At 44.4% G+C, this 25,828-nt stretch carries 17 protein-coding genes; 6 read left to right on the top strand and 11 right to left on the bottom strand.

Annotated features, from left to right (window positions below):
• The first annotated feature begins 98 nt into the window (after positions 1 to 98).
• Genes proC through mtnB form a run of 4 tightly spaced genes read left to right on the top strand, consistent with a single transcriptional unit; the run spans position 99 to position 3,530 of the window.
• Complete coding sequence (proC, locus tag FPZ44_RS07650; protein WP_144988915.1) at positions 99 to 971, top strand: pyrroline-5-carboxylate reductase; 873 nt, start codon at positions 99 to 101, stop codon at positions 969 to 971.
• The gene (locus tag FPZ44_RS07645) at positions 968 to 2,185 is read left to right on the top strand and encodes a 2,3-diketo-5-methylthiopentyl-1-phosphate enolase (protein ID WP_144988912.1); all 1,218 of its coding nucleotides are present in this window, start codon (positions 968 to 970) and stop codon (positions 2,183 to 2,185) included. The genes proC and FPZ44_RS07645 overlap by 4 nt, the downstream gene beginning before the upstream one ends.
• Before the next feature lie 5 nt (positions 2,186 to 2,190).
• Entirely contained in the window at positions 2,191 to 2,859 is a 669-nt protein-coding gene (locus tag FPZ44_RS07640) for a 2-hydroxy-3-keto-5-methylthiopentenyl-1-phosphate phosphatase (RefSeq protein ID WP_418789169.1), read from the top strand.
• 32 nt (positions 2,860 to 2,891) lie between these two features.
• A complete protein-coding gene (mtnB, locus tag FPZ44_RS07635; RefSeq protein WP_144988907.1) occupies positions 2,892 to 3,530 on the top strand; it encodes a methylthioribulose 1-phosphate dehydratase in 639 nt (212 codons plus the stop codon).
• Between the two features lie 139 nt (positions 3,531 to 3,669).
• On the opposite strand, the gene FPZ44_RS07630 is transcribed toward mtnB, so the two are convergent.
• Positions 3,670 to 5,655, bottom strand: a complete 1,986-nt coding sequence (locus FPZ44_RS07630; protein WP_144988904.1) for a DUF11 domain-containing protein — start codon at positions 5,653 to 5,655, stop codon at positions 3,670 to 3,672.
• 77 nt (positions 5,656 to 5,732) lie between these two features.
• Positions 5,733 to 14,369 (bottom strand): DUF11 domain-containing protein, encoded by an 8,637-nt coding sequence (locus FPZ44_RS07625; RefSeq protein ID WP_144988901.1) that lies wholly within the window; start codon positions 14,367 to 14,369, stop codon positions 5,733 to 5,735.
• Between the two features lie 183 nt (positions 14,370 to 14,552).
• Between FPZ44_RS07625 and FPZ44_RS07620 the strand changes: the two genes are divergently transcribed.
• Complete coding sequence (locus FPZ44_RS07620) at positions 14,553 to 14,750, top strand: hypothetical protein (RefSeq protein WP_144988898.1); 198 nt, start codon at positions 14,553 to 14,555, stop codon at positions 14,748 to 14,750.
• 36 nt (positions 14,751 to 14,786) lie between these two features.
• Here the strand turns inward: FPZ44_RS07620 and FPZ44_RS07615 are convergent, their stop codons facing one another.
• The 6 genes from FPZ44_RS07615 to FPZ44_RS07590 form a co-directional block, all read right to left on the bottom strand.
• A complete protein-coding gene (locus FPZ44_RS07615; protein ID WP_144988895.1) occupies positions 14,787 to 15,473 on the bottom strand; it encodes a DnaD domain-containing protein in 687 nt (228 codons plus the stop codon).
• Positions 15,474 to 15,647: 174 nt separating this feature from the next.
• Positions 15,648 to 16,943, bottom strand: a complete 1,296-nt coding sequence (asnS, locus tag FPZ44_RS07610) for an asparagine--tRNA ligase (RefSeq protein WP_144988892.1) — start codon at positions 16,941 to 16,943, stop codon at positions 15,648 to 15,650.
• Between the two features lie 42 nt (positions 16,944 to 16,985).
• Positions 16,986 to 18,191: an acetate/propionate family kinase gene (locus FPZ44_RS07605; RefSeq protein ID WP_144988890.1), complete on the bottom strand. Its 1,206-nt coding sequence runs from the start codon at positions 18,189 to 18,191 to the stop codon at positions 16,986 to 16,988.
• Positions 18,188 to 19,060 carry a 3-hydroxyacyl-CoA dehydrogenase family protein gene (locus FPZ44_RS07600; protein WP_144988887.1) on the bottom strand — a complete coding sequence of 291 codons (873 nt, stop codon included), beginning with the start codon at positions 19,058 to 19,060 and terminating at the stop codon, positions 18,188 to 18,190. The genes FPZ44_RS07605 and FPZ44_RS07600 overlap by 4 nt, the downstream gene beginning before the upstream one ends.
• A 140-nt stretch (positions 19,061 to 19,200) precedes the next feature.
• A complete protein-coding gene (locus tag FPZ44_RS07595; protein ID WP_144988885.1) occupies positions 19,201 to 20,721 on the bottom strand; it encodes an AAA family ATPase in 1,521 nt (506 codons plus the stop codon).
• The gene (locus FPZ44_RS07590) at positions 20,693 to 21,256 is read right to left on the bottom strand and encodes a quinolinate synthase (RefSeq protein ID WP_144988882.1); all 564 of its coding nucleotides are present in this window, start codon (positions 21,254 to 21,256) and stop codon (positions 20,693 to 20,695) included. The genes FPZ44_RS07595 and FPZ44_RS07590 overlap by 29 nt, the downstream gene beginning before the upstream one ends.
• A gap of 547 nt (positions 21,257 to 21,803) precedes the next feature.
• Between FPZ44_RS07590 and FPZ44_RS07585 the strand changes: the two genes are divergently transcribed.
• Positions 21,804 to 23,168, top strand: a complete 1,365-nt coding sequence (locus tag FPZ44_RS07585; RefSeq protein WP_144988880.1) for a lytic polysaccharide monooxygenase — start codon at positions 21,804 to 21,806, stop codon at positions 23,166 to 23,168.
• Between the two features lie 102 nt (positions 23,169 to 23,270).
• Here FPZ44_RS07585 and FPZ44_RS07580 read toward each other — a convergent pair whose 3' ends face one another.
• Genes FPZ44_RS07580 through FPZ44_RS07570 form a run of 3 tightly spaced genes read right to left on the bottom strand, consistent with a single transcriptional unit; the run spans position 23,271 to position 25,774 of the window.
• Entirely contained in the window at positions 23,271 to 23,810 is a 540-nt protein-coding gene (locus tag FPZ44_RS07580; protein WP_144988877.1) for a cell wall elongation regulator TseB-like domain-containing protein, read from the bottom strand.
• A gap of 10 nt (positions 23,811 to 23,820) precedes the next feature.
• A complete protein-coding gene (locus FPZ44_RS07575) occupies positions 23,821 to 25,131 on the bottom strand; it encodes an amidohydrolase (RefSeq protein WP_144988875.1) in 1,311 nt (436 codons plus the stop codon).
• Positions 25,106 to 25,774 (bottom strand): redox-sensing transcriptional repressor Rex, encoded by a 669-nt coding sequence (locus FPZ44_RS07570; protein ID WP_144988870.1) that lies wholly within the window; start codon positions 25,772 to 25,774, stop codon positions 25,106 to 25,108. Before FPZ44_RS07570 ends, FPZ44_RS07575 begins: the two co-directional genes overlap by 26 nt.
• Positions 25,775 to 25,828: the final 54 nt, after the last annotated feature.

The following is a 25,828-nucleotide window of genomic DNA, read 5'->3' as shown; positions in this document are numbered from 1 at the left end:
ATCCCCTCCTCCACCTTAAACGTCATGAGGATCTGGAATGACGGGTTACTTGTATACAAATAACTGCACACATATTTGACTTAGGAGGTTTTCATACAATGAACCAATCCACTGTAAATTCAATGACAAGCAACAAAGCACTAACCTACTGCTTCTTTGGTGCCGGGTCCCAAGCTGAAGCGATCGTCCGCGGCATGCTGAAGCAATCCATAACGGCTCCTAGCCAAATTCAAATGATTAATCGAAGTAACCAAGAGCGCTTAGCTGAGTTGCGCCAACGCTATGAAATCCAAGCTGATAACGATATCGATACAAAGCGCCGCTGGCTCAGCGAGGCAGACATTATTATTTTAGCGATGAAGCCAAAAGATGTACGAGAAGCCTGTCATGAATTGCGCTCGCTTTTGCGCAAAGACTGCCTTGTCGTCTCTGTCATCGCAGGACTTTCCATTGAGTCGCTACAACGCATGCTCGGTACGATCGCGGTTGTACGCACGATGCCGAACACTTCCAGCACAATTGGACTTGGCGCGACAGGTGTAAGCTACTCTTCCGAGGTTACTGCAGAGCAGCGTGAGATTGCGATAAATCTGCTGCAGGCGATTGGTATTGTCGCAGAAGTGGAAGAAGTTTCGATTGATGCGATAACAGGGGTTTCCGGGAGTGGCCCTGCTTATGTATACTATTTAATGGAAGCCATGATTGAAGCGGGCATCCAAGAAGGATTAGAGCCTGAGCAAGCCCATGATTTAGTCGTACAAACTGTTCGTGGAGCTGCTGAAATGGTACGACTTACGGGCGAATCACCTGCCGAATTGCGACGCAAAGTATGTTCACCTGGCGGAGCAACACTAGCAGCTCTCACCATTATGGATCAAAACGGTGTTGGAGAGGCGGTGAAATCGGCAGTACATCGCGCTCGAACTCGTGCCGCTGAAATGGGCGAAGAGATTGGGAGGGAGATACATTGAGTGACACTTGCGTAGCAACATATCGCTTATATGATGATCGTGCCGATTTTCATAAAAAAGCAGAAAGTATTGCAGTTGGATTAACCGTCGGCAGTTGGACTGACATTCCAGAGACGAAGAAGGCCTCGATGCAAAAGCATCTGGGCCGTGTCGTTGATGTACATATTCACGAAAGCGACGTACCTAATGAACGCTATGCTGATGTTCGCATCGCTTATCCAGATGTGAATTTCAGCCGTGATATCCCCGCACTGCTCGTAACCGTATTTGGTAAGTTATCCATGGATGGACGCGTCAAGTTGCTTGATCTGGATTGGTCATCTACGTTCCAACAAGCCTTTTCAGGACCAAAGTTCGGAATCGCAGGCATTCGAGAACAACTGGGTGTACACAATCGCCCATTGCTTATGAGCATTTTCAAGTCTGTTATCGGTCATGACCTTAGCGCACTGCGAGAACAATTCCATCAGCAAGCGTTAGGCGGTGTCGATCTCATTAAGGATGACGAAATATTATTCGAAAATCCGCTGACACCAATTCAAGACCGCGTCAAAGTTTGTCTTGAAGCCGCTAAACAAGTGGAAGAAGAAACAGGCAAAAAGCTGCTATATGCTGCGAACTTGACAGGACCAACCTTCGAACTGCGTGATCAAGCACGTCGTGCTATTGACGCAGGTGCAAATGCTTTGTTGTTCAATGTACTTAGCTATGGATATGATGCCCTGCACGGATTGTCTTCTGATCCTGATATTTCAGTACCGATCATGGCTCATCCGGCTATGGCAGGAGCGCTTTACCCATCGCCGCACTATGGAATATCAGCTCGATTATTGCTAGGCAAGCTCCTTCGCTTAGCTGGAGCTGACTTCGTACTGTTCCCTTCACCATATGGATCAGTGACGATGCCTCAGGAAGATACACAAGGTATACGCGAAGCTTGTCTAGATACAGATCGACCAATGAAGCAAAGCTTCCCAGTCCCATCTGCAGGCATTCATCCTGGACTCGTTCCGCTTATCATTCGCGACTTCGGTATTGATGTGGTCGTCAATGCAGGCGGCGGTGTCCATGGACACCCACTCGGAGCTGCAGGAGGCGGTCAAGCATTCGTTCAAGCCATTGATGCTGTACTGCAAGGGACAAGCCTTAAAGATTACGCCCAAAATCACGAAGCATTGCATCACGCGATTCAAATATGGGGGACAAAAGAGTGAACAACATGAAGAAGAAAGTCATCTTTTGTGATTTTGATGGAACGATTACGGCCAATGACAATATCGTAGCGCTTATTAAGCACTTTAATCCGGACGGATGGAGGGACATCGTTGAGGATGTGCTAGCAGAACGCATCACCATTCGCGATGGTGTCGGTCAAATGTTCGCCTTACTCCCCGCTTCAATGAAAGATCAGGTCATTCGCCAAGCTATTGACCAGGCCATTATTCGACCTGGCTTCAAGGAGTTTCTAGACTTTTGCAAGAAAAACGAGATTGAATTTTATGTTACAAGTGGTGGAATCGACTTCTTCGTCTACCCGCTGCTGGAACCATTTGATATACCGCACAATCATATTTATTGCAACGGCAGCGACTTCAGCGGTGAATGTATCCGAATCACATGGCCGCATGCATGCCAAGAGCCTTGTACGAATGATTGCGGAATGTGCAAAACAACGATCGTGCGTCAATTCCCTGCTGATCAATATGAACGCATCGTAATTGGCGATAGTGTAACAGACTTTGCTGCAGCTAAGCTCGTGGAATTTGTTTATGCGCGTGCCGAGCTTATCAATAAATGCGAGGAACTTGAATTAGCACATGCAACTTTCGACACATTCTATGATATTGTCGAACATTTATCTGCCACTATTAATTCCCGAACTTCATAAATCTATCTGATTCACGAAGGGAGCTCTATGCGTTGATCACACTATCATCCGAACAGAAACAACATGCTTTTCAGCAACTACGCTCTATTAAAGAACAATTCGCAGCACGTCATTGGTTTCCAGGAACGAGCGGCAACTTATCTGTTAGAGTTGGAGATATAGCAGATGGACAGTTTCAATTTGCTATTACAGCAAGCGGCAAGGACAAGTCAGTTCATACGCCTGAGGACTTTTTGCTCGTCAACGAGAATGGTGTGCCTACAGACGCTACTTCATTGAAGCCAAGCGCCGAGACACTCATTCACTGCGAAATCTATCGGTTAACTGGCTGTGGTGCCATTTTTCATGTGCATACGGTATTTAACAGTATCGTTTCTGAATTATATGGTGATCAAGGCTATGTTCCCGTACAAGCTGTGGAATTAATTAAAGCATTTAATATTTGGGAAGAGAATGCCCGCATCGAAATTCCAATTGTACCAAATTACGCACACATTCCGAGCATCGTTCCTGAGGTCACGCAAAGCTTAAATCCTAGTATTCCTGGAATTGTACTGCGCAATCATGGCATCTATGCGTGGGGTGCTGACAGCTTTGAAGCAAAGCGTCATTTGGAAGCTTTTGAGTTCTTGTTTGAATATGTGTATCGTATGGACTTGCTGCGTAAATAAGATACTTTCTATTATCATTCACATACTAAAAACACAAACATCCCGCTTCACTTTTCAGTGATATACGGGATGTTTGTTTATTATTTACCAACAACGAGCGTGCATTTATTTATAGATAAATACGCACATAACCTCTAGCCTATTCTTCGTCCTCAACCAATTTAATCTCAATCGTATTCGAATGGTATGAGAATTCTCTAACTACGTTATCAACAATTGCTGTTGCAACAACAAAAGCAGCATTTGATATTGCACGCCCACTCGCGTATGTTACTACGGCTGTAAATCGAATACGATGTGCCACCCCTGGTTCAGCATCTAAAATGGTAATTCCATCACTCAACTCACGATCGTTAACGATGACCCCGTTTACCGTTAGTTTATTTGGGATGAGTTTTAAATTAGATGCTAACTTATCTGTCGCAGTTAGGTTCAACGGTATATTACCCGTATTTTGAATCGAGATGTCATACTGAATAATATCTCCCACCATTACAACCTTCGCAGAAGTGAATTTTACAACATCTACCGAAGCATCATATAAGCGATAAATGGTTGGGATGGCAACCACTTGCTCCGAAATGACTGCTCCATTAATTCCACGATAGTTATAGTCTGCGCTAGCCCCTACTACGAGTCGACTGCCATCGCCTGCACCTACAATCCGTATTTGGAAACGGACTTCAATTCTCTCACCGATCTTCAATTGTGGAATAATAAAACCGTCAAATGGATTATCATTAAGTGAGATGCCATTTACATACAAGCTGCCAATAACAAATGCCCCATTTTGATTCATCGTAAACTTCAGCAGCAGCTGAAATAAATCATCTTCTGAAATATTTTCAAGGATATATTGAAAATTAATAACACTTCCAACAAATACAGGCTCAGTTATACTAGGCGACGCTACATACAACCTCAGCTTGGGATCAACAGGCGGCGGAGGCTTAGGCGGATCAGGATTAGCGACTATCGTTACGATGTTAGACAGCACAGAACCTCGATTGTATTCGACCCAATAATGAACTGCAGCTTGATTGGTAATAAGCATATTCGGCTCATATTGAGTAAGCCTCGCTCGAAATGCAATCGTTATAGTTGCCCCTGCTTCGATTGTCCCCAGTTGTATACCAGAAGTGAGATCATTTACATTGGGATCTGGCCAACCATTGATAGCCACACTGCCCAGAACTAACTGCAAACTGCTCGGCAGTAGATCAACAACAAATAACTCATTTAGCGCGTATGCCATAACGTTCGTAATCGCAATCGTATATCCAACTTCCTCACCCAGTGAAATAGCAGATGTAGAAGCCGATTTTCGAACGACAAGCGGCTCTGCTACAACGATTTGCTCTGCTTGTGCATCATAAGTACTGACAGCTTTACGGCCACTCGGTAATTGTACCGTAAACAACGCGTCAACCTCGTTTACTAGCTTTCCAGTAAGCGGTCTTGCTTTTACCGTCACATCAAAACTCACTCTTACCAATTGTCCAACCATAAATGGATCCCACTTAATTCCTGTTTCTGGCGTTTCATCTCGTCGCAGTTCACCATTAACAACTAAACTACCTGATATAAACTCCACTTCGCTCGGCAGCTTATCAATAAGCAGCAGTTGCCCAGAAAATACTCCAAAATGAACAGCATTAATGTAATACGTAACACGACTTCCAACGATGACCGTTGATACGTTCGATTCCTTCGATAATTGCACGGCTGATGGAAATAATTCAATATGAACGATGTTGGAGCTTATGATTGACGGATCCGAACTCACCTGATATGACAGGCTCGCTTGTGTACTTGTCATAATCCTGTCCGGTACATAAGTAATTAACGCACGATACGAGATAACGATTCTTTCTCCTGGTTCCAACACGCCAATTGTAATGGCATACGGGGTTGTATAAGGCTGCCGTACACCTTGAACAACAACACTGCCAGAAATGAACTGATAATATTCAGCAAGCACATCAGAAAGTAATGCCTGATTCAATGTTCTTGTTGAATCATTTTGAATAACAATCGTAAATAAAACGAATTCACCCGCAATCGCATCTATAACATCGGCTATCTTAGTCAGGCTGACGGCAGAGTCATAAACCGGAACGACCACTTGATTGGATAAAGTCTCCGTATAGACCGTTCTTCCGCCATAAGGCTCAAATTCAATCGCAGCCGCTACCTCATTCGTCAGCCTGTCAAGGGGGGGACCGATGTCACTTCAACTTGGAAAGTAACCGTCGTCGACGTCCCTGGGGCAACATTACTCAATGTAATCCCTGTTTGTGGATTAGAAGCTGGAGACGGGATACCATTAATGGTAACAGTGCCAGGAACAAAAGTACCTCCTTCTGCAATCGGATCTGTTAAAACCGTTGAGGCTCCTATATTGCCTTCATTTTGTGCTACAAGTGTATACGTTACAATATCCCCTACTGTAGCCTCTGTTTGACTTACGGTCTTCGTCACGGTAATAATCGGCTGAACAACCGCAACGGTTACCGTATTTGACACCGAACTGCCCGTGAACGTTCCAGATGTAAAGCTCACAGTAGCGCGGTTTGATAATGTAGGTGGATTAGGCAGAGAAACCACTCTCACTTGGAATGTAGCCGTCTCTGTCTGCCCCGGTGCAATCGCAAATAGATCAATCCCCGACGTAGGTTGGCTATCAGGGACACTTATTCCATTAACCGTCACACTACCCGCTACAAATACACTGCCCGCTGGAATCGGATCAAATACAACTGCGTTATTGACCGTTTCAATTCCGTTATTAGTAACGGTAATGGAATAAATCACAACATCATTAAACACCGCAACCGAAACGTTGGCTGATTTCTGTATTGTTACGTCAGGTGATGATATTGGGATGGTTACAATGTTAGATTGAGCCGTACCTGAAATGCTGCGTCCAGAAGGTAAAGAATAGCTGTAACTTATATTGGCCTGATTAAGCAGTTCCTGCGAAGGTGGTAAAGATACAATGTTAACCTGGAAGCCTACGGTTACCGACCCATTTGCTGCAATCGTTCCTAAAGTCACGCCTACATTCGGATCCACTCCTGGCTGAGAAACTCCATTGATAGTGACACTACCTGGTACAAATACGCTGCCCGTCGGTGTTGTATCCGTCAATACTCCTGTAGCTGCTGTATTCCCTACATTTGAGACAATAATCGTATACAGCAAAGTATCACCTATCGTCGCCACGGTCTGCGAAGCACTCTTCAGCGCTGTAATCGATGCTTCATACACAGGAACAGAAACCGGATTCGATGGTACTGTCGAGCTATACGTTCCTAAAGAGAAAGTTGCACTCGCTAAATTATCAATGGACTGCGAAGGTGGTAGTGAAATAACCTGTAGCTGATAGGTAACCGTAGCGCTAGCACTCTGGGCGATTACCCCGACAAATATTCCTGTCGCTGGATTTGCTGTTGGTAGAGGTGTGCCGTTCACTGTCACACTACCCGCTACAAAATTAGCCCCACTCGGCAGCGGATCATTTACAATCACGTTCGTAATTGCCTCTATACTTTCATTTGTAAGCAGCACGCTGTATGTTATGGTATCCCCGATAGCTGCTTCTGTAGCTTGTGTGCTCTTGACTACAGAAAGACTAGGTAAAGATACTGGTATTGTTACGATATTAGAATTAACACTGCCGCTCTTTGTTCTTCCATCCGGCAATTGGAATGTAAATGCAGCTGTAGCCTGATTGCTCATATCGCCACCATCTGGAGTAGTGATAATATTCATTTGGAAGGTGACCGTAACGCTTGAAGTTGGGCTAACTGTAATCGATATGCCTGTTGTAGGATTGACACCTGCTGCTGGTACCCCATCAATCGTTACACTATTAGGAATAAAGACAGCATTTCCTGGAACGGGATCCGTCACAACTGTAGTGGCTGCTATATTGCCCGTGTTAGATACGACAACAGAATACGTAATTGTATCGCCTACACTGGCAACCGTTTGATTGGCGCTTTTCACAGCTGCAAGCGTCGCTTGGAACACAGGTATGCGAAGCGGATCTGCTACCGTAGAACCAGAGAATGTTCCTCTTGTGAATGACACCGTCGGCTGCGTAAGCACCTCTGGAGGTGTCGGCAATGCATTTACTTGCAGCTGATAAGTCACTAGCACGGATTGCCCTGTGCCTAATGTACCTAGTACAATGCCTGATGCAGGATTTGCTCCCGGTACTGGTGTTCCATTTACGGTTACACTTCCTGGTACAAATGACGTACCTGGTGGAATAATTTCCGTCAATTGAACTGCTGTTAGTCCTTCGAATCCATTGTTAGTTGCCGTAACAGAGTACGTAATGACATCGCCCACTGCTACACTGGTTTGATTAGCAGTCTGGGTAAGCGAAACATCTGGCACAGAAATAGGAACATTTACGACATTGGATTGTGCATTTCCACTTAATGTTCTTCCATCTGGCAAGGTAAATGTAAATGAAGCTGCTGCTTGGTTTGACAATACAGGTGGTGTCGGCTGGTTGGTGACATTGACTTGAAAACTAACTGGCACATTCGAATTGACTCCTAGGCTTCCAATACTGAATCCAACCTGCGGATCTGCGCCAGGAAGAGGTGCTCCTCCTACAAGTACAGAATTGGGAACAAAGACAGCTCCATTTGGTATCGCATCCGTAATTGAAATGTTTGCATCAATATTACCAGCATTACTAACTTGAATCGTGTACGTAAATGTATCTCCTACTGTCGCGTTCGACAATTCCGAACTCTTCACTAAGGTAAGTGCAGGCTGAAATACATTCACTTGTACGGTATTGGAAGTTGAAGTACCCGTAAACGTACCTGAAGTAAAGGAAGCTGTAGCCTGATTCACTAAAGTTGGAGGAACGGGAACAGCATTCACATTTACCTGGAACGTAACGGGAACCGTTACACTTGGAGCGATCGATCCAACAAGGATACCCGACTGTGGGTCTGCTCCTGGAGCAGGGACTCCGTTAATCGTTACGCTTCCTGGCACAAATGACGTACCAGTTGGAATCGGATCAGTTAGGCTCACATCTGTGACATCTTCAATGCCACTATTGGTCAGGTTTATCGAGTAAGTAATGTTATCGCCAATGCCCACAGAACTGTAGTTGGAGGACTTAGCCAAAGACAAATTTGGTGCAGACACAGGAATCGTAACCGTATTCGATTGAACAGAGTCAATGAGTGTGCGTCCATCAGGCGTATGATACGCATAGCCCACCGTAGATTGATTGACAAGCTCTTGCGGAGATGGAAGCGACGTGACATTCACTTTGAAAGAAACATTCGCTGTACCACCCGCTTCAATCGTCCCCAATGGAATGCCTGTAGCAGGGTTCACTCCTGGCTGCGGCACTCCGTTAACAATTACACTGTTCCCCAGTAATACAGCGCCTGGCGGCACATTATCAATTAAGGTTCCCGTGACGATCAGATTGCCCGTATTGTTGACAACAATCGTATACGTAACGATATCCCCAACCGTTGCTACCGTTTGATTCGCCTGCTTATTCGCTGTAATAATTGGCTGAAACACAGGGATAGAAAGTGAATTCGACCAAGTAGAGCCCGTAAACGTACCCGAAGAGAAACTGACCGTTGCTTGATCCGTTAGTTCCCCTGATACAGGAAGTGAAACGACGTTAACCGTAAAACTGACATTGACTGTTTGGCCTGGCACGATCGTACCTAATGAAATGCCGTTAGTAGGGCTCTCATTTAGCCTTGGGAATCCATCAACCGTAACACTGTCTGTTACAAAAGTAGAGCCTGCGGCGATAGGATCAACAAGCACCGCATTCGTTACATTTTCAATCCCTCTATTACGAACTGCGAAGCTATAAACAATCTGGTCACCGACAACAACTGCATTCACATTAGATGACTTCGTCACACTAACATCTGGGGATGATACTGGAATCGTAACCGTATTGGTCGTCGATGATCGGGAAACGATTCGACTTGAAGGTAATGTGAAAGAATAGGCTATGGCTGCGCTGTTGCTAATCGCCTGCAGTACCGGCACAGATACAACATTCAATTGAAACGTTAATACCGAAGTCGTGTTAGGTGCAACCAACCCAATATTGACTCCATTATCGATACGAGCTCCTGGAACTGGGATACCGTTTATCGTTACCGTGTTTGGTACAAAAACCGTTCCATCAGGAATCGGGTCGGTTATCGTTGTATTTGCTGAGATATCACCACTGTTGCTAGCAGATATTGTATACGTGATCGTATCGCCCACAGTAGCATTAGCGGAATTAGCAGACTTCGTCGACTGTATAATGGCTTCATAAACAGGTACAGAACTCGTATTCGAAGTTGAGCTGCCTGTAAATGTCCCTGCTGTAAAACTGACCGTTGCCGTGTTCGTTAGTATTGGTGGTGCGGGTAGTGACGTTACTTGAACTTGAAACACGACATTCAACGTCTGGCCGGGTACAATCGTTCCGACATTAATACCGCTGCTTGGATTCGCAGTCGGACGGCTTATTCCACCTACAATCACACTGCCCGGTACAAAAGATGATCCTGATGCGATAGAGTCACTTACAATTGCATTTGTAACATTTTCAAAGCCATCGTTCGTAATCGCTAACGTATAAGTCAAACTATCATTCAGTGCAGCTTCATTTGCACTGACGCTTTTCACAATGGATACGTTTGGCGCAGACACAGGAATAGTTAGTAGGTTGGAAGTAATGCTCCGGTTGATAGCCCTACCGGATGGCAGCTGATAGTTATAGGCAATAGATGCTTGGTTGTTCAATGTTTGAGGGTTCGGTAACGATGTAACGTTCACTTGGAACGTAACGATCACGTTCTCCCCTGCTAATACTGAACCTAGCGCGATTCCAGTAGCAGGGTCGGCATTAGGCTGTGGCACACCTGAAATGATAACCGTATTGGGCACAAATGTCGTCCCCGATGGTATCGTGTCTGTCAAAATAGAGCTCGCGGCATAATTTCCCGTATTCGTGATTGAGATGGAATAGGTGATTGTATCTCCTACAGTCGATCTTGTAAGATTGGCACTTTTAACCGCTGTGACAATAGGTTGGTATACAGGAATAGTGAGTGAGTTGGAAGCTGATGTTCCCGAAAATGTACCGGCTGTATAGGAAACGATGGCTTGCGTAGTCAATTGTGCAGGGTTTGGAAGTGTATCAACGCTCACCTGGAAAGTAACCGGAATCGATTGCCCAGCTGTAATAACCCCAATTGGAATACCGCTGCGTGGATCTTCTGCTGGAGCTGATACTCCGTTTACCACTACACTTCCGGGAATAAATGAAGTTCCTGCTGCCAACTGATCGGAAGCAATAACTGCACTAATATTAGCAATTCCAGCGTTATTGGTATTAATAGTGTAGGTGATAATATCCCCCACTGTTACATCTGGCAAATTCGCAGACAATGTAACATTCACCGTAGGAGATGATACTGGTATCGATGACGTACTTGATAAAGCTGTTCCTGTTAAAGTACGTCCATCAGGAAGCAGGTACGAATAGCTGATCGTTGCCTGATTGGATAGAATCTGTGGAGTAGGCAAAGAAGCAACATTGACTTGAAACGTAACCGTCACGCTTCCACCTGGAGCAATAACGCCGGCTGGAATGCCTGTGCCCGGTGAAGTTCCAGGCTGTGGCACACCATTTACGACAACACTGTTCGCGATAAAAGCTGTTCCTGCTGGTATCGTATCTGTCACCGTAGCAGTAGCCGCATAATTTCCCGTATTCTGTATCGAGATCGTATATGTCAGTGTATCGCCTACTGTGGCTCGGGATTCACTTCCCTGCTTTGTCGCACTTATGATCGGCTGGTATACCGGAATACTTACCGTGTTGGATGTCGAAGTCCCCGTAAACGTTCCTGCTGTAAAGGACACATTGCTCTGATTCAGTAAAATGCCCGATGGCTGAGGGATAGAGTCAACTCTAACTTGAAATGTAACTGGAATCGTCAGACCAGGAGTGATGGTCCCAATTGTTATTCCTAGCGAAGGATCTAAGCCAGGCCGGGAGACTCCATTTACGCTGACACTATTCGGAACGAATGAAGAGCCACTTGCAATCGTATCTGTCAAAACGGCGCTGGTTACATTCTCAACACCTTGATTTCTAACATTAATCGTGTAAGTAATAAGGTCGCCAACGGCTGCTGCTGTCCCACTTACTGCTTTCGTTACGGAAACATTTGGTGCAGAAACAGGAACAGTTACCGTATTTGAGCTCGCATTACGCGTAATTGTTCTGCCATCCGGTGGTTGGAATGTATATGCAACAGAGGCTTGATTGTTAATTTGTTGTGACGGTGCAACCGAAACAACGTTTACCTGGAATGTAACCGTTGCGCTTGCTCCTGCGGCAACAGCAGGTACCTGCACACCTATCGATGGATTAGCTCCTGTTTGGGTGACTCCATTCACTTTCACACTGTTAGGCACGAATACAGTTCCCGTTGGAATCGTATCCGTCAGAACCATCGTAGATGATAGGTTACCCGCATTTGAGAGCTGTACAGTGAATGTGAGCGTATCTCCCACCTGTGCAACAGACTGGCTTGCACTTTTAACGGCTGTTACAGTGGAATTGTATATCGGCAGCACTAGCAGGTTAGAAGTTGACGTTCCTGTAAATGTTCCCGATGTAAAGCTTAATGTGGCTTGATTGTTCCAGTTGCTAGGTGATGATGGTAATGCATTAACTGCGAATTGAAACGTTACTGGAATTGTCTGTCCGGGCGTTATCGTTCCGATCGCAATTCCTGTAGTAGGATTCGCCAATGGCTGGGGTACCCCAGCTATCGTAACACTTCCCGCTACAAAAGATCCTGTGCCTGGAACAGGGTCAATAAGCACGGCGTTCGTTACGTTGGCAATCCCGTTGTTCGTTACGTTTACCGCGAAAGTAACGGTATCCCCCACTACTGCATCGATAGCAGATGTGCTTTTGACTACACTGACATTTGGCGCGGATACAGGAATAGACAAACTGTTCGATTGAGAAGATCCGCTTATCGTCCTACCGTCTGGCGGCTGGAACGTATATGCGGCGGATGCTTGGTTTGTCAACTGCTGGGGTGTCGGAACTTGAGTTACATTTACATCAAAGCTCACGTTCACCGTACCGTTAGGGGGTACGTTCCCCGAATTGATTCCTGACACTGGATTCCCTCCTGGAACCGGCACGCCTCCAACCCGTACACTGTTCGGTACAAAGACTGAACCGCTTGGGATAGGATCGGTTACCGTTACATTGGCACTAATGCTACCTGTATTTCGAACTGCAATGGTATAAGTGATAGTATCACCTACGGTAGCAGCAGTAGAACTACCTGACTTCACTAGACTAATAATCGGTGCTAATACTGGAACACTGCTTACATTCGATACAGAAGAGCCTGAAACAGTAGCCCCTCCAGTTATACTTTGGAAAGAATAGCTAACTACCGCCTGATTATTTTCTTGAAATCCAGTTGGAACTGACCCGACATTGATCGTGAATTGAATCGTGTTCGTGCTTCCTGGTGCCAAAGTTCCTAGTGAAATACCTGAGCTCAAATTTGGATTGCTCAATGTTGTCCCATTCAATCTGACACTATTGGCAACAAGTGTTGTACCTGAAGGAATTAGGTCCGTGAAAACCGCACTGGTTGCATTTAAAGATCCAGTATTCGTAATGACAACCGTATACGTAATGTTATCTCCGACTACAGCAAAGGTGGACGATGTAGATTTGGTTACATTTACTTGGGGAGAATTGATATTAATTTGCAGCGCATTGGCGCTGACTAAATAGGCATCACCAGAGGAAGTTAGTTGAAGTACGGCACTGGTTTGATTGTTGCTTAGCGTAGAAGAAACATCGACATTTGTAATGTCCCACCCTTGTCTTCCCCCTGAAATATTGGTCCCAGGTGCACCATTTATCGCATTTCTAGTTCCAAAGGTTCCGCTTGTGTCTAACGTTCCGTCATCCTTATTAATTTGAGAGGCAAAGAAGTTATTAGCAAAATTGTTTGGCCCGCTTAATATCGTTAAATTACTTGTATTTGGTCCAAACTTGGCTTGATCTCCCGTCCTATTGGCATCCCCTTCTTGCGCACTAAACAACGCTCTTCCTGAAACGGTTCCAGACGTCGGTGTAGCGAATCCTGTAATTGAAGTAGATACAGCTGAACCTCCAGCACTGATGTATAAAGAGCCTACTCGTAGAGACATATTGCGAAATGGAAGCGTAGGATTTAGATAGACGACAGCAAGCGTCCAACCTGCATGATTGGATGTGTCATCTGGAACGACGATGGTGCCAACTACGTTCCCAACGGTATAGGTACCAGCCCCTGTACTGCTTATAATCGATGTAATGTTGGCTGACCTTACGTAACCATAGATGCCTGTAGCCATTGTCACGCTTTGCGCAGTCGTGCTATCTGGTTGAATGCTGTAAGATGTGCCAGTTGCTGTTCGAAGGGTAACAGGATTATTGATACTTGTCGTTAAATTGACATTACCGTTGATATAAGTGCCGCCCCAAATTAATTCAGCGTACAATACGGTACTACCAGAGGGAATGACTAACACTGCGGCAGAGCTGTTTAGTGTATAGTTTGAGGTCGTCCCGGCAGGATAAGAGCCGAATTGTAAAGTGGTGTCGACGGTCGTGAAGGCACCTATGCTATCTAACGTTCCCGGTACGCCCACCGTATCTGATCGACTAAGGCCTAGCGTGTTCCCTGTAAATGTGATGGCGCCTCTCTGATTATCACTATACCTGACAACAAAAGCCATCCCTTCACCGCCCTGTCGTTATTCGTTCTCATTCTATGAAAAGACAAGAATCGAATATAACCCTATCTTTCAAACAATCGACGGCTTTGCAACAAAAATTGGTGTAAACTACACGGTTAGATTGTCCATTTCACCTTCCATACACTTTCATACAATATTAGTAACGTACTAAGGAGGGTTAACATGTCTCAAGACGTAGTTTCTCTGCAAATTTATGCGCAAGTAAGCAGTCCAGAAGAGAAAAAGCTGCTAGATGATCTGCACCAGCATCTCATTCGCCATGTTGTACAACTTAACTTATCTGGATTCGCCTCTGTTACCTTGCAAAATGTTGTGACCCCAACAGATGCGAGTTTATCTCCTGATACATCAAACAAATAATTTAAGCCCGCTGCCAATAAGTAGCAGCGGGCTTCATTATGATCGGCCAGTACCGCGAAACTTTTGAGTAAAGTTACGGGCATCTTCAACCGTCCGTATTTTGTTGCGACTCCATTCCAATAAAATGCGATCGACATAACGGAAATGCACTTTTCCAGCAAATACAGCTTCTTTTAAAGCCATAAGAATGATTGGTTCCGAATAATGATCGTCATCAATCCAACCTGCAATCGTCTCACATTCCATCGGTGATAATGGCCTGCCGAATTCTTTCTCGAAGATATCAAACAAGTTAGGCGCGTTCTTCTCTGAACGATTTCCAGTCTGCTGCTTTTGTCGTTGACGTTCCTCTCGAATATCTTCTGCAAGAATGACTGCCAGTCTCTCCCATAACCCTTCAAGATTGTAACATTCTCCCTGCACTCGGGTGATTGGATCTATTTGTTCATCAATCGATAGGAAACCCTCTTTAATTAAGCGCTGCAGGGCTGAAATAACTACCGTTTCCGTTGAACTCATACGTTCTTGTATCTCATCAATGGTAGGGAATTCTTTATATTCATTCTGTTTGAAGTCCATTAAGTGAATAAGCAGCATCACTTCAATATCTGTTAATTGGAGACGTTTATAATGCGTAAACAAAGTGGCAGGAAGTGAGAGTTGTCCACTTTGCATCTGTAGGGCGATGCCCTTCGCATAAGCTCGCCATGCATCTGCGCTCATACGTTCCCCTCCCGTTCCTTCATCAGCAACCATTCAACTTCAAGGCAGCTTTCTTTAAAGACTTCCACCTTTGTCCTATTGTCTCATAATTTGCTCATTTTTGTAATGGAAAAGACAATACATCCCGTACCACAAAAGTAGTACGGGATGTATGTATTCATCTTTATGAAGATGTTATGGATACAAGCGATATAACGTACGTGGGAATGCAATCGTCTCACGAACATGATCAAGACCACAGATCCAAGCGACAGTACGCTCCAATCCAAGACCGAATCCTGAGTGAGGAACCGTTCCGTATTTACGAAGATCCATGTACCATTGGTACGCTTCTGTGGACAACTCATGCTCACGGAAACGTTCTTCCATAAGAGCAGGATCGTCGATACGCTGGGATCCACCGATAATCTCTCCGTATCCTTCTGGTGCGATCATGTCTGCACAGAGCACAACATCAGGACGATTAGGATCTGGCTTCATATAGAATGCCTTAATTGTCGTTGGATAATGCGTAATAAATACCGGTGTCTCATATTTCTCAGCAATCGCTGTTTCATGAGGAGCACCGAAATCTTCACCCCATGGAATATCAAAGCCTTGCTCTTGCAAGAATTTAATCGCGTCGTCATAAGTGATGCGTGGGAATGGAGCGACAACTTTTTCAAGCTTGGAAACGTCACGTCCCAATGTCTCCAACTCCGCACGGCAGTTTTTCAACACGGTTTGAACCACATAAGAAACGAACTGCTCTTGAACACGAAGGTTCTCTTCATGATCAACGAATGCCATCTCAGGCTCAATCATCCAGAACTCGATCAAGTGACGACGAGTTTTCGACTTCTCTGCACGGAACGTTGGACCGAAGGAATATACTTTCCCTAGAGCCATTGCCGCTGCTTCCATGTAAAGCTGACCACTTTGTGTCAAGAAAGCATCCTCTTCGAAATACTTCGTATGGAACAAATTCGTCGTACCTTCGCAAGAAGAAGGTGTCAAGATTGGCGGATCAACAAGTGCAAAACCACGCTCATCGAAAAATTGCTGAACCGCACGAATAATTTCCGCACGAACCGTTAGAATCGCACGCTGCTTCGGTGCACGGATCCAAAGGTGGCGATGATCCATCAAGAAGTCAACACCATGCTCCTTCGGCGTAATCGGATAATCTTCCGTAATCTGAATAATTTCGATGCCCGTTACCGTCATCTCATATCCAGACTTGGAGCGCTCTTCTGCACGAATCGTTCCTGTTACGTACAAGGAACTTTCTTGTGTTAGGCTCTTTGCCGCTTCCCATACTTCCTCTGGCAAGTCGCTGCGTACTGCTACACCTTGAATATAGCCTGATCCATCACGCAGCTGTAGAAATTGAATCTTGCCGCTGGAGCGCTTATTATGAAGCCAGCAACCGATGCGGACTTCTTCGCCCACATGGCGGCTAACTTCACGAATGACACAAGTTGTTGCCATTGTCTTCGTTCTCTCCCTTGTTATGCTTATACGTTATGCGATTTACTTCGCGTTGTTAGCAAGACGATACGTATCACGTGCAATCATGAGCTCTTCATTCGTAGGAATGACGAGTACCGCAATTTTAGAGTTCGGTGTCGAAATATAACGAGGCTCTTTAGAGCGGATTTTATTTAACTCTTGGTCAATTTCAACGCCCAAGAATGTCAATTTCTCACAAACACGTTGGCGAACTGTAGCCGAGTTCTCTCCTACACCCGCTGTAAATACGATTACGTCTGCTCCGTCCATAGCCGCTGCATAAGCACCGATATATTTGCGGATACGATATTCGTACATTTCGAATGCCAATGTTGCATTCGGTTCACCATTTTGCATGCCTTCTTCAATCTCACGCATATCACTGGATGTACCCGAGATTGCTTGCAAACCACTGTGCTTGTTCAACATAGAGTTTACTTCATTTACAGTAAGATCCTCTTTGCTCATTGTATATGGCACGATTGCAGGGTCCAAGTCACCAGAGCGAGTACCCATCATCAGACCTTCAAGCGGTGTCATACCCATCGTAGTATCGACAGATTTACCACCTTGAACAGCCGTCAAGCTTCCGCCATTACCGATATGACAAGTAATGATCTTCAAGTCTTCAAGCGGACGGTTCACAACTGCCGCAGCTTGCTTACTTACATAGTCATGAGATGTACCATGGAAACCGTAACGGCGAATCTTATGCTTCTTGTAAAGTACTTGCGGAATCGCGTACATATAAGATCTTGCTGGCATCGATTGATGGAATGCCGTATCGAATACACAAACTTGTGGAACATTCGGCATATTCGATTCTGCTGCTTTAATACCCATCATACATGCTGGGTTATGAAGCGGTGCCAAGTCGAATAGACGACGAATTTCTGCCTTAACTTCTGAAGTAACAAGTACGGATCCTTTGAAGGTTTCACCGCCGTGAACGACACGATGTCCAACAGCTTCGATTTCATCAATGGATTTCACTACTCCAACTTCCGCATCTGTCAACTTGTCCAAGACTTTACGGATTGCAGTCGTGTGGTCAAGGATTTCACTTACTTCTGATGTCTCGTCTGTATGATGAGGCTCATGAACGAGAATAGATGAATCCATGCCAATACGCTCAACGCGACCACTCGCTAGAGCTGTTTCACTTGACATATCATATACTTGGTATTTCAACGACGAGCTTCCTGCGTTTATTACGAGAATTTTCATAGTCTATCCCCATCCTTGTCATACTTGAAAAATCCAGCGCCAGTCTTAACGCCTAGTTGATTTGCACGCACCATTTTTTTCAACAACACAGACGGACGATACTTGATATCCCCGAACTCACGGAACATTCCTTCCATCGCTGCCAATACCGAGTCAAGTCCAAAGTGATCTGCCATTTCAAGCGGACCATATTGGAAATTATAACCGATTTTCATTGCATTGTCGACGTCTTCAGGTGTAGCAACACCTTCTTGAAGAACGTGAAGAGCTTCGTTAATAAGCACGCAAATAAGCCGTGTAGTTACGAAACCAGGCGATTCATATACCATTACGCCCTTCTTCTGAACAACTTCTTCTACAAAACGTTTCGTTTCGGAGAATGTTTCTTCAGATGTTTTCAAACCACGGATAATTTCAACCAAATCAATTTTGGATACCGGATAAATAAAGTGCATGCCGATTACACGCCCAGGATATTTCGTCGTGCTAGCCAGCTCAGTAAGAGATAATGTAGAAGTATTGCTCGCTAATATAATGTTACTTGGGCAAACGCGATCCAATTCTGCAAATACTGCTTTCTTTGCATCAAGATCTTCAGAAATGGTCTCGATAACCATATCGCAAGAACTTAGTTCTGCCAAGTGAGTAACCTTATCGATACGAGACAAGATCAGTTTTTTTTCTGCTTGGGTAATTGCCCATTTCTCTAACTGCTTGTCCAAGCTCAGTTCGATCATGGAATAAGCATGGTCTAATTTTTCTGGCGTTTGCTCAACAAGCAATACATCTAGACCTTTAACAGCAAGCATCTCTGCAATGCCTTGGCCCATTGTACCGCCGCCAATGACGCCTATCTTTTTGAAAAACATGGTCTCTTCCACCTTTCATGTTGCTACGCTCTCCCGATATTGTACCCGAAGGACAGGTATCGTTATCAGCATAAATTGCATAGGTAACTAACCATATCTTATCATTTTTCATGAATATGCAGTGAAAAAACCAGTGATTTTCACACTGGTATTTTCTTACTGTCACAAAATAGACACCTAAATGCATTGCCATCAAGTCTTTCGTCTTGTAGAAGCGGTAAAATAGCTTGATCGAACACAGCTCTATTTTGTTCCAATTGTTCTCGAACCTTACTATGAAGTTCTTCTAATATACGATTCATTTCAGCCGTTAATTTTTCATTAGATACATGCTTCAAACGTACAATACCTAATTCTGTGAGCCCCGCGTTAACCATCGTTTCTACAATGTTCAATGCTTGATCGAAATCTCCCTGAGAACCGGTAGAGCGATCACCGTAGAACATTTCTTCAGCTACAGCTCCGCCTAAAGCAATCATAATTTGCTCTTCCAAAAAGGGCTTTGTATAAATATAACGGTCCTGCAGCGGTTGATGTCGAACGTAGCCAAGCGCTTGACCACGTGGACTTAGTGAAATTTGGGATACACTTCCCGGACGAACTGCTTCGGCAGCAATAGCATGACCAAGTTCGTGTACAGCTACACGGAATCGTTCATCTTGCGCTGTTTCACGATCCGTTTTTTCACCCATCATTACTTTATCAATCGCTTGCGTGAGGTGCTTCATCTGGATCTGCTCGTCCGCTTCACGCATGGCATAAATCGCACCTTCGTTAAGAACACTTTCCAACTGTGCGCCAGAGAAACCGAATGTTTCTTCTGCAATACGCTCTAAGTTGACATCATCAGCCATCGGTTTATTTTTCGCATGCAGCTGCAAAATGTGTGTACGGCCATTTTTATCAGGCAGATCGACTTGAATATGGCGGTCAAAACGACCAGGACGCAGTAAAGCAGGATCCAGCATTTCTTTACGGTTTGTTGCTGCTATAATTAATAGTTGTGGATTTTCATTCCCATATAAACCATCCATTTCCGTTAGCAGCTGATTCAACGTCTGGTCATATTCTCGCTGCTGACCACCGTCTCGCTTGCCCCCAATGACATCGATTTCATCGATAAAAATGACGGCACTTTCTTTCTTCAACTTTTTAGCCTGTTGGCGCGCTTCCTTGAAAAGTTCACGAATACGCCCTGCACCAACACCGACGTACATCTCGACAAACTCACTTCCTGATGCACCTAGGAATACGGCATCGGCATAGTTTGCAGCAGCCTTCGCCATTAAGGTTTTCCCTGTTCCGGGAGGACCTGTTAACAACAAACCTTTAAGTGGACGAATACCGAACTTGCGTATATCCTCTCTCTTTACAAGAAAGTCCAATGCTTCTATGAGCTCTTGCTTGGCACGCTCTTGCCCGCCAATATCATGAAAATGTAAAGATTTATCCGTGATCATTCCTGATTTTGTACGAGAAGCATTTCCTTCATATCTGCTCATTACTTGACCTCTACGTTTAGCAACGAAAGCCAGTAAGCTGATCGCCGCTACAGCAAATACAACAGGCCAAACGTTAAAACCAATGTATGCCAAAAATGCTGTCAACGGAATTAATATGCCAACTCCGACCTCAAGCCATCGTTTTGTTCGATTGTTCATTTGGCCACACCCCCATAGACTCCCCATTGAGCGGCAGCAACATAATTTTGCTTCCTTTTCCCTTCTCTGCTGTCAGTGTCACATATACATATTCGTTATCCATTTCTGTCTTTACAGCAACTCCGCTTCCCTCGGCAAGTTTATTCAATTGAACAGGGATATCACCGTAGTTACGATGTGCCATTGCTTCTGTCACTGGAAACAGCGCTTGTGACCACCAATGTTCAAGTTCTGGAGTTGTATGCTCATTATTTATTTTTATAGTAACTTTACGCTTATTTTGCTCATTGTTAGCCTGTCGTTTCACTTCCTGTACAACAGTACGAACGTCAGCACCTGGATCAATAGAAAGCTCTATTTCAACTTGCTTAGGATCCCAAACTACTTTTGCTTGCTGAACTTTATCTATTTGCTGAATCGTTGATTGCAATGGTGTCTCAATCATTTGATGACGATAAAAAGACCAACCGCCGAACAAAACAATCGAACTGACCGCCATTGTCGCAACCAAGGCTGCCCAACGTTTATTTTGCATGATCTTCACTCCTTGATAGGGATAAGTTAAATCTTCGACGGTATTACTTTATTTATTAAGTGTGTATACAGAAGTATATCATAATGATATATCATTATTTGAATGTAATGATTGGATCTTCAAACTCAAAACCATTTGTCAAAATATATCTGAAATCGTTTACAATAGTCGAACTTTGGTTTATACTTCATCTTACCAAATGTAATAGATTGACAATGAAGTCGATCAAAATACATATTTCCTCAAATTCCAACACGAGTTTCCGCACCTATGATCACAACAATCAATCATTTCTATATTCCAATTCACTTTACTGTCTTTATTTTCAATGTCCATTTTCACTACCCGTTTTGTTGCGCACGGTATAAGCTCACATTGAGTTTATATAGATTTATTACACCTAATACATAGGGAGTTGATAGCGGTAACCGAGAGAAAACCATATTATTTTATCGCCAAGTTTGTGGAGGAGGTTCTGACGTTCTATTTCGGACGAAGAAGTATCTGTAATTTTCCAATTAGGAACTCACATTTTAGGAGGTAATTAATGATGCAATTACGTTTATCCAACCCTGTACTTAGCAAACTTTTGGTCGCTACGGGTGTTACTGTGCTAGTGACTGCGTGTACGCTTATGTTCGCTGATAAGGTTTCCGCTCACGGTTATGTTCTAGATCCGAAGAGCCGTACTAGTTTGTGTGCTACCGGTGTCAATACGAACTGTGGCCCTGTGCAATATGAACCACAAAGCCTTGAAGGACCCAAAGGCTTCCCAGCTGCTGGTCCATCAGATGGAAAACTTGCGAGTGCTGCTGATCCTAGATTCTCGGCAATGGACGAGCAATCTGCTACACGTTGGTCCAAAGTCAATTTGACTGGCGGTCCGACAACATTCGCTTGGAAGAAGACAGCTAACCATGCAACAACAAACTGGAAGTACTATCTTACGAAACCTAACTGGAATCAGAATGCTGCATTGACTCGTGATTCCTTCAATTTGACTCCTTTCTGTACGGCTGATGGCGGTGGCAAACAACCACCAAAAGACTTCTCTCACAGCTGCAACGTTCCTACAGATCGCACTGGGTACCATGTAATTCTTGCTGTTTGGGAAATCGCTGATACACCAAATGCATTCTATAATGTTATCGATGTAAACTTCGGTGGCCAAGCACCAACAGACACTGTTGCTCCTACTGCACCTGCGAGCTTAAGCGCTACTGGTACAACGACAACTAGCGTCTCCCTTGCTTGGAACGCTGCTTCTGACAATGTTGGTGTGACTGGCTACCAAATTTTTAACGGCTCTACTTTGATCGGTTCTGTATCTGGTTCTACGTTGAACTACACAGCTGCTGGATTGACTTCAAATACGGCTTACACGTTTACTGTTAAAGCTGTCGATGCTGCAGGCAATGTATCTGGAGCTAGTAACGCTGTAAGTGCAACAACTGCTCCTGTTGCTAATGATACTACTGCTCCTACTGCACCAACTTATTTGCACAAAATGACTGTTACAGCTAACAGCGTATCCTTAATGTGGACAGAATCAACTGATAATGTTGGTGTTACCGGCTACCAAGTCTACAACGGCAATACACTAGTTGCAACTGTTCCAGGGACTGCAATCGAGTATAACGTAACAGGTCTAACTGCAAATACAGCTTACTCTTTCAAAGTTCGTGCAATCGATGCAGCTGGAAACGTTTCCGCTGACAGCAACATTTTGACTGTAACTACTACTTCTGCTGGTACTGGAACTCCAGGCGCTGCTGCGTGGGCTCCTAACACGGCTTATGCTGTAGGAACAGAAGTAACTTTCAACAATGTTACTTACGTTTGCCGCCTTGCTCATACTTCCCTTAATGGCTGGGAGCCAACAAACACTCCAGCATTGTGGCAAGTAAAATAATTAAATACGAACTATTCGAGGAAGGAGGGCTCTTGATAGCCCTCCTTTTTTTACATCAAAAAAAGCGTAAACGCTCACTTGCATGAACGCTTACGCTTTGGGCTATTGGTTAGGCATCGGATATCCTTCACCTATCCGTTGACCATTATCGAAACGGAAGAAGTGATAGTAATGGCGCTTCGTTCCTTCTTCATCTTTGCGATAGACGAATGCTTGGTAAACGAGCTCTCCATCTTTAATACCAGGCTTTATTTGCTTAATTTCCGCATCCAAATAGCTCGACAGGATTTGATCCGCAATAAACGCTTTATCCACCCCGTCAGCTGCTCGTTTCACGTCTACCTTTTCCTTGCCTACCCAAACAATTTGGTCGGTATTCGATGCATCTTTTCCATGAATAACAAAGATTGTATCATACCAAACAAACTTTTCTACTTCATCAACACTTATAAGCTGAATCGCTTCATTCGCTCTTTGAATCGCGGCTGCTTCCTTAGCATCTTCCTCACGATTCACCGAATTCAAAAAATATACGAGGAGACTAATAACCAACACCAGTGCTAACATTATACCAGACACGACCCAGCGCCAACGTGGATTACGTCTACGTCGTGGTCGACTTCTAGTCATATGAAGATCCATCTACTGCCTCCTAGCGTTCAAGCAAGTTTCGGAAGCATTGTTCCGCTTCATGCTTAATACGCTCTTCATCCATTGTCAAGCATTCACCATTTTTAACAACTTGGTTTCCGTCAACCCATACATGCTGAACGTCTTTAGCACTAGCGGAGTACACCATATGAGATACAAGATCTGTATGAGGATATAAATGCGGTTGGTCGATATCGACCGCAATAAAGTCAGCTTTCATCCCAACCTGCAACAAACCTACATCATTCATATGAAGCGTGCGTGCTCCATTCACCGTAGCCATTCTCATTGCATCTGCAGCAGGAACAGCCGTCGGATCACCAGATACCCCTTTATGTATAAGGGCAGCTAGTCGCATTTCTTCGAACATATCCAAGTTGTTATTGCTCGCTGCACCATCGGTACCTAGAGATACAACCACTCCAGCTCGCTGCAAATCAACGACACGGGCAACGCCGCTTGCCAATTTGAGATTACTGCCTGGATTATGAGATACACCGACATTGTGCTTCGCCAATGTTGCGATTTCTTCATCATTCAAATGTACGCCATGTGCAATAAACGAAGGACGGCTAAACAAACCAAGCTTCTCCAAGTGAGCTACAGGACGTAGTCCATATTCCTTTACATTTTGCTCTACTTCTGCTGCTGTCTCAGACATATGTGTATGCAGCATCAAATCTAGCTCGTGAGCAGCCTCTACGAACTTTTCAATAAATGCCGGCGGACATGTATAAGGAGCATGTGGTGCAAGCAAAGTTGTAATTCTGCCATTTGCTTGTCCGTTCCAGTCTTTAGCAAATTGAACAGCCTCATTCAATTTCATGCGCTGTACGTCTTCACTGCATAAACCAATCGCACCACGCATCAAAGCAGCGCGAATGCCGGATTCCTCACTTACTTTTGCAACTTGGTCCATATGATCATACATATCGACGAATAGCGTAGTACCGCCTTTAAGCATTTCGATAACAGACAATGCTGTACCCCAATATACATCGTTGCCCGTAAATTTAGCTTCCATTGGCCACATTTTCTCCTGTAACCAGCTTTGGAGAACCATATCATCACCGTAACCACGGAGCAACGACATAGCAGCATGACCATGCGTATTAATTAAGCCAGGCATGAAAAACAAGCCTTTGCCATCTATATATTCAACTTCACCTTGTTCATAGACTTCAGGAAGTGTTTCACCGATATAAACGATTCGATCTTGTTCTACCACCATGTAGCCTTTGATTGTAGTTTGAGCTAGGCCCTCTTGCAATTGTGCAAATAATCCGTTACGTATGATCAATCGTTGTGTCATTCAATACAACTTCCTTTCCTTCATTAGGTAAATAGTAAGCTAAGCTGAACAAATCTGTTGAGAAATCAGCTGTATGCACACGCACATGTGCAGGCACCTTTAAAATAACCGGAGCAAAGTTCAAAATCGCCTCTACACCAGCCTCAACAAAACGATCAGCTACCTGCTGCGCTTCTAATGCAGGTACGGTAATAATGCCGATACGAATGTTATTTGCTTCAACGCTCTCTTTCAGCTCTTCCATTGGCTGAACCTGAAGATCACGAATAGCAGTCTCTATCCTCGCAGGAAATGCATCAAATACGGCAACAATTTTCATATTGTCATTAAAGAAGCCAGAATAGTTACATAATGCTTGTCCAAGTTTACCTGCACCAACTAGAGCAACATTAATTTGCTGATCCAGCTTAAGTATATGTCTAATCTGCTCAATTAGATAAGAGACATCATATCCGATCCCTTTCCGGCCAAAGTCGCCGAAATAAGCTAAATCCTTTCGAATTTGGGCTGGATTCAGATCTAGTTTCTGTCCCAAATCCTGAGACGATATGGTTAGTACTTCACTCTGTTTTAGTTCTTTCAGATGTCGCAAATAAACCGGCAATCTGCGCACGACAGCTTCAGAAATTTTTAGTGTTTTCATATACCAGTCCCCCTTTCGTTCTCTATCAACATGCCAACTCTTATTATAATAAAC

The sequence above is a fragment of the Paenibacillus agilis genome, from assembly GCF_007786455.1.
GTDB lineage: Bacteria > Bacillota > Bacilli > Paenibacillales > Paenibacillaceae > Paenibacillus_B > Paenibacillus_B agilis.
Note: the sequence above shows the minus strand (reverse complement) of the source record. Positions and strands in the feature narration are given on the sequence as shown.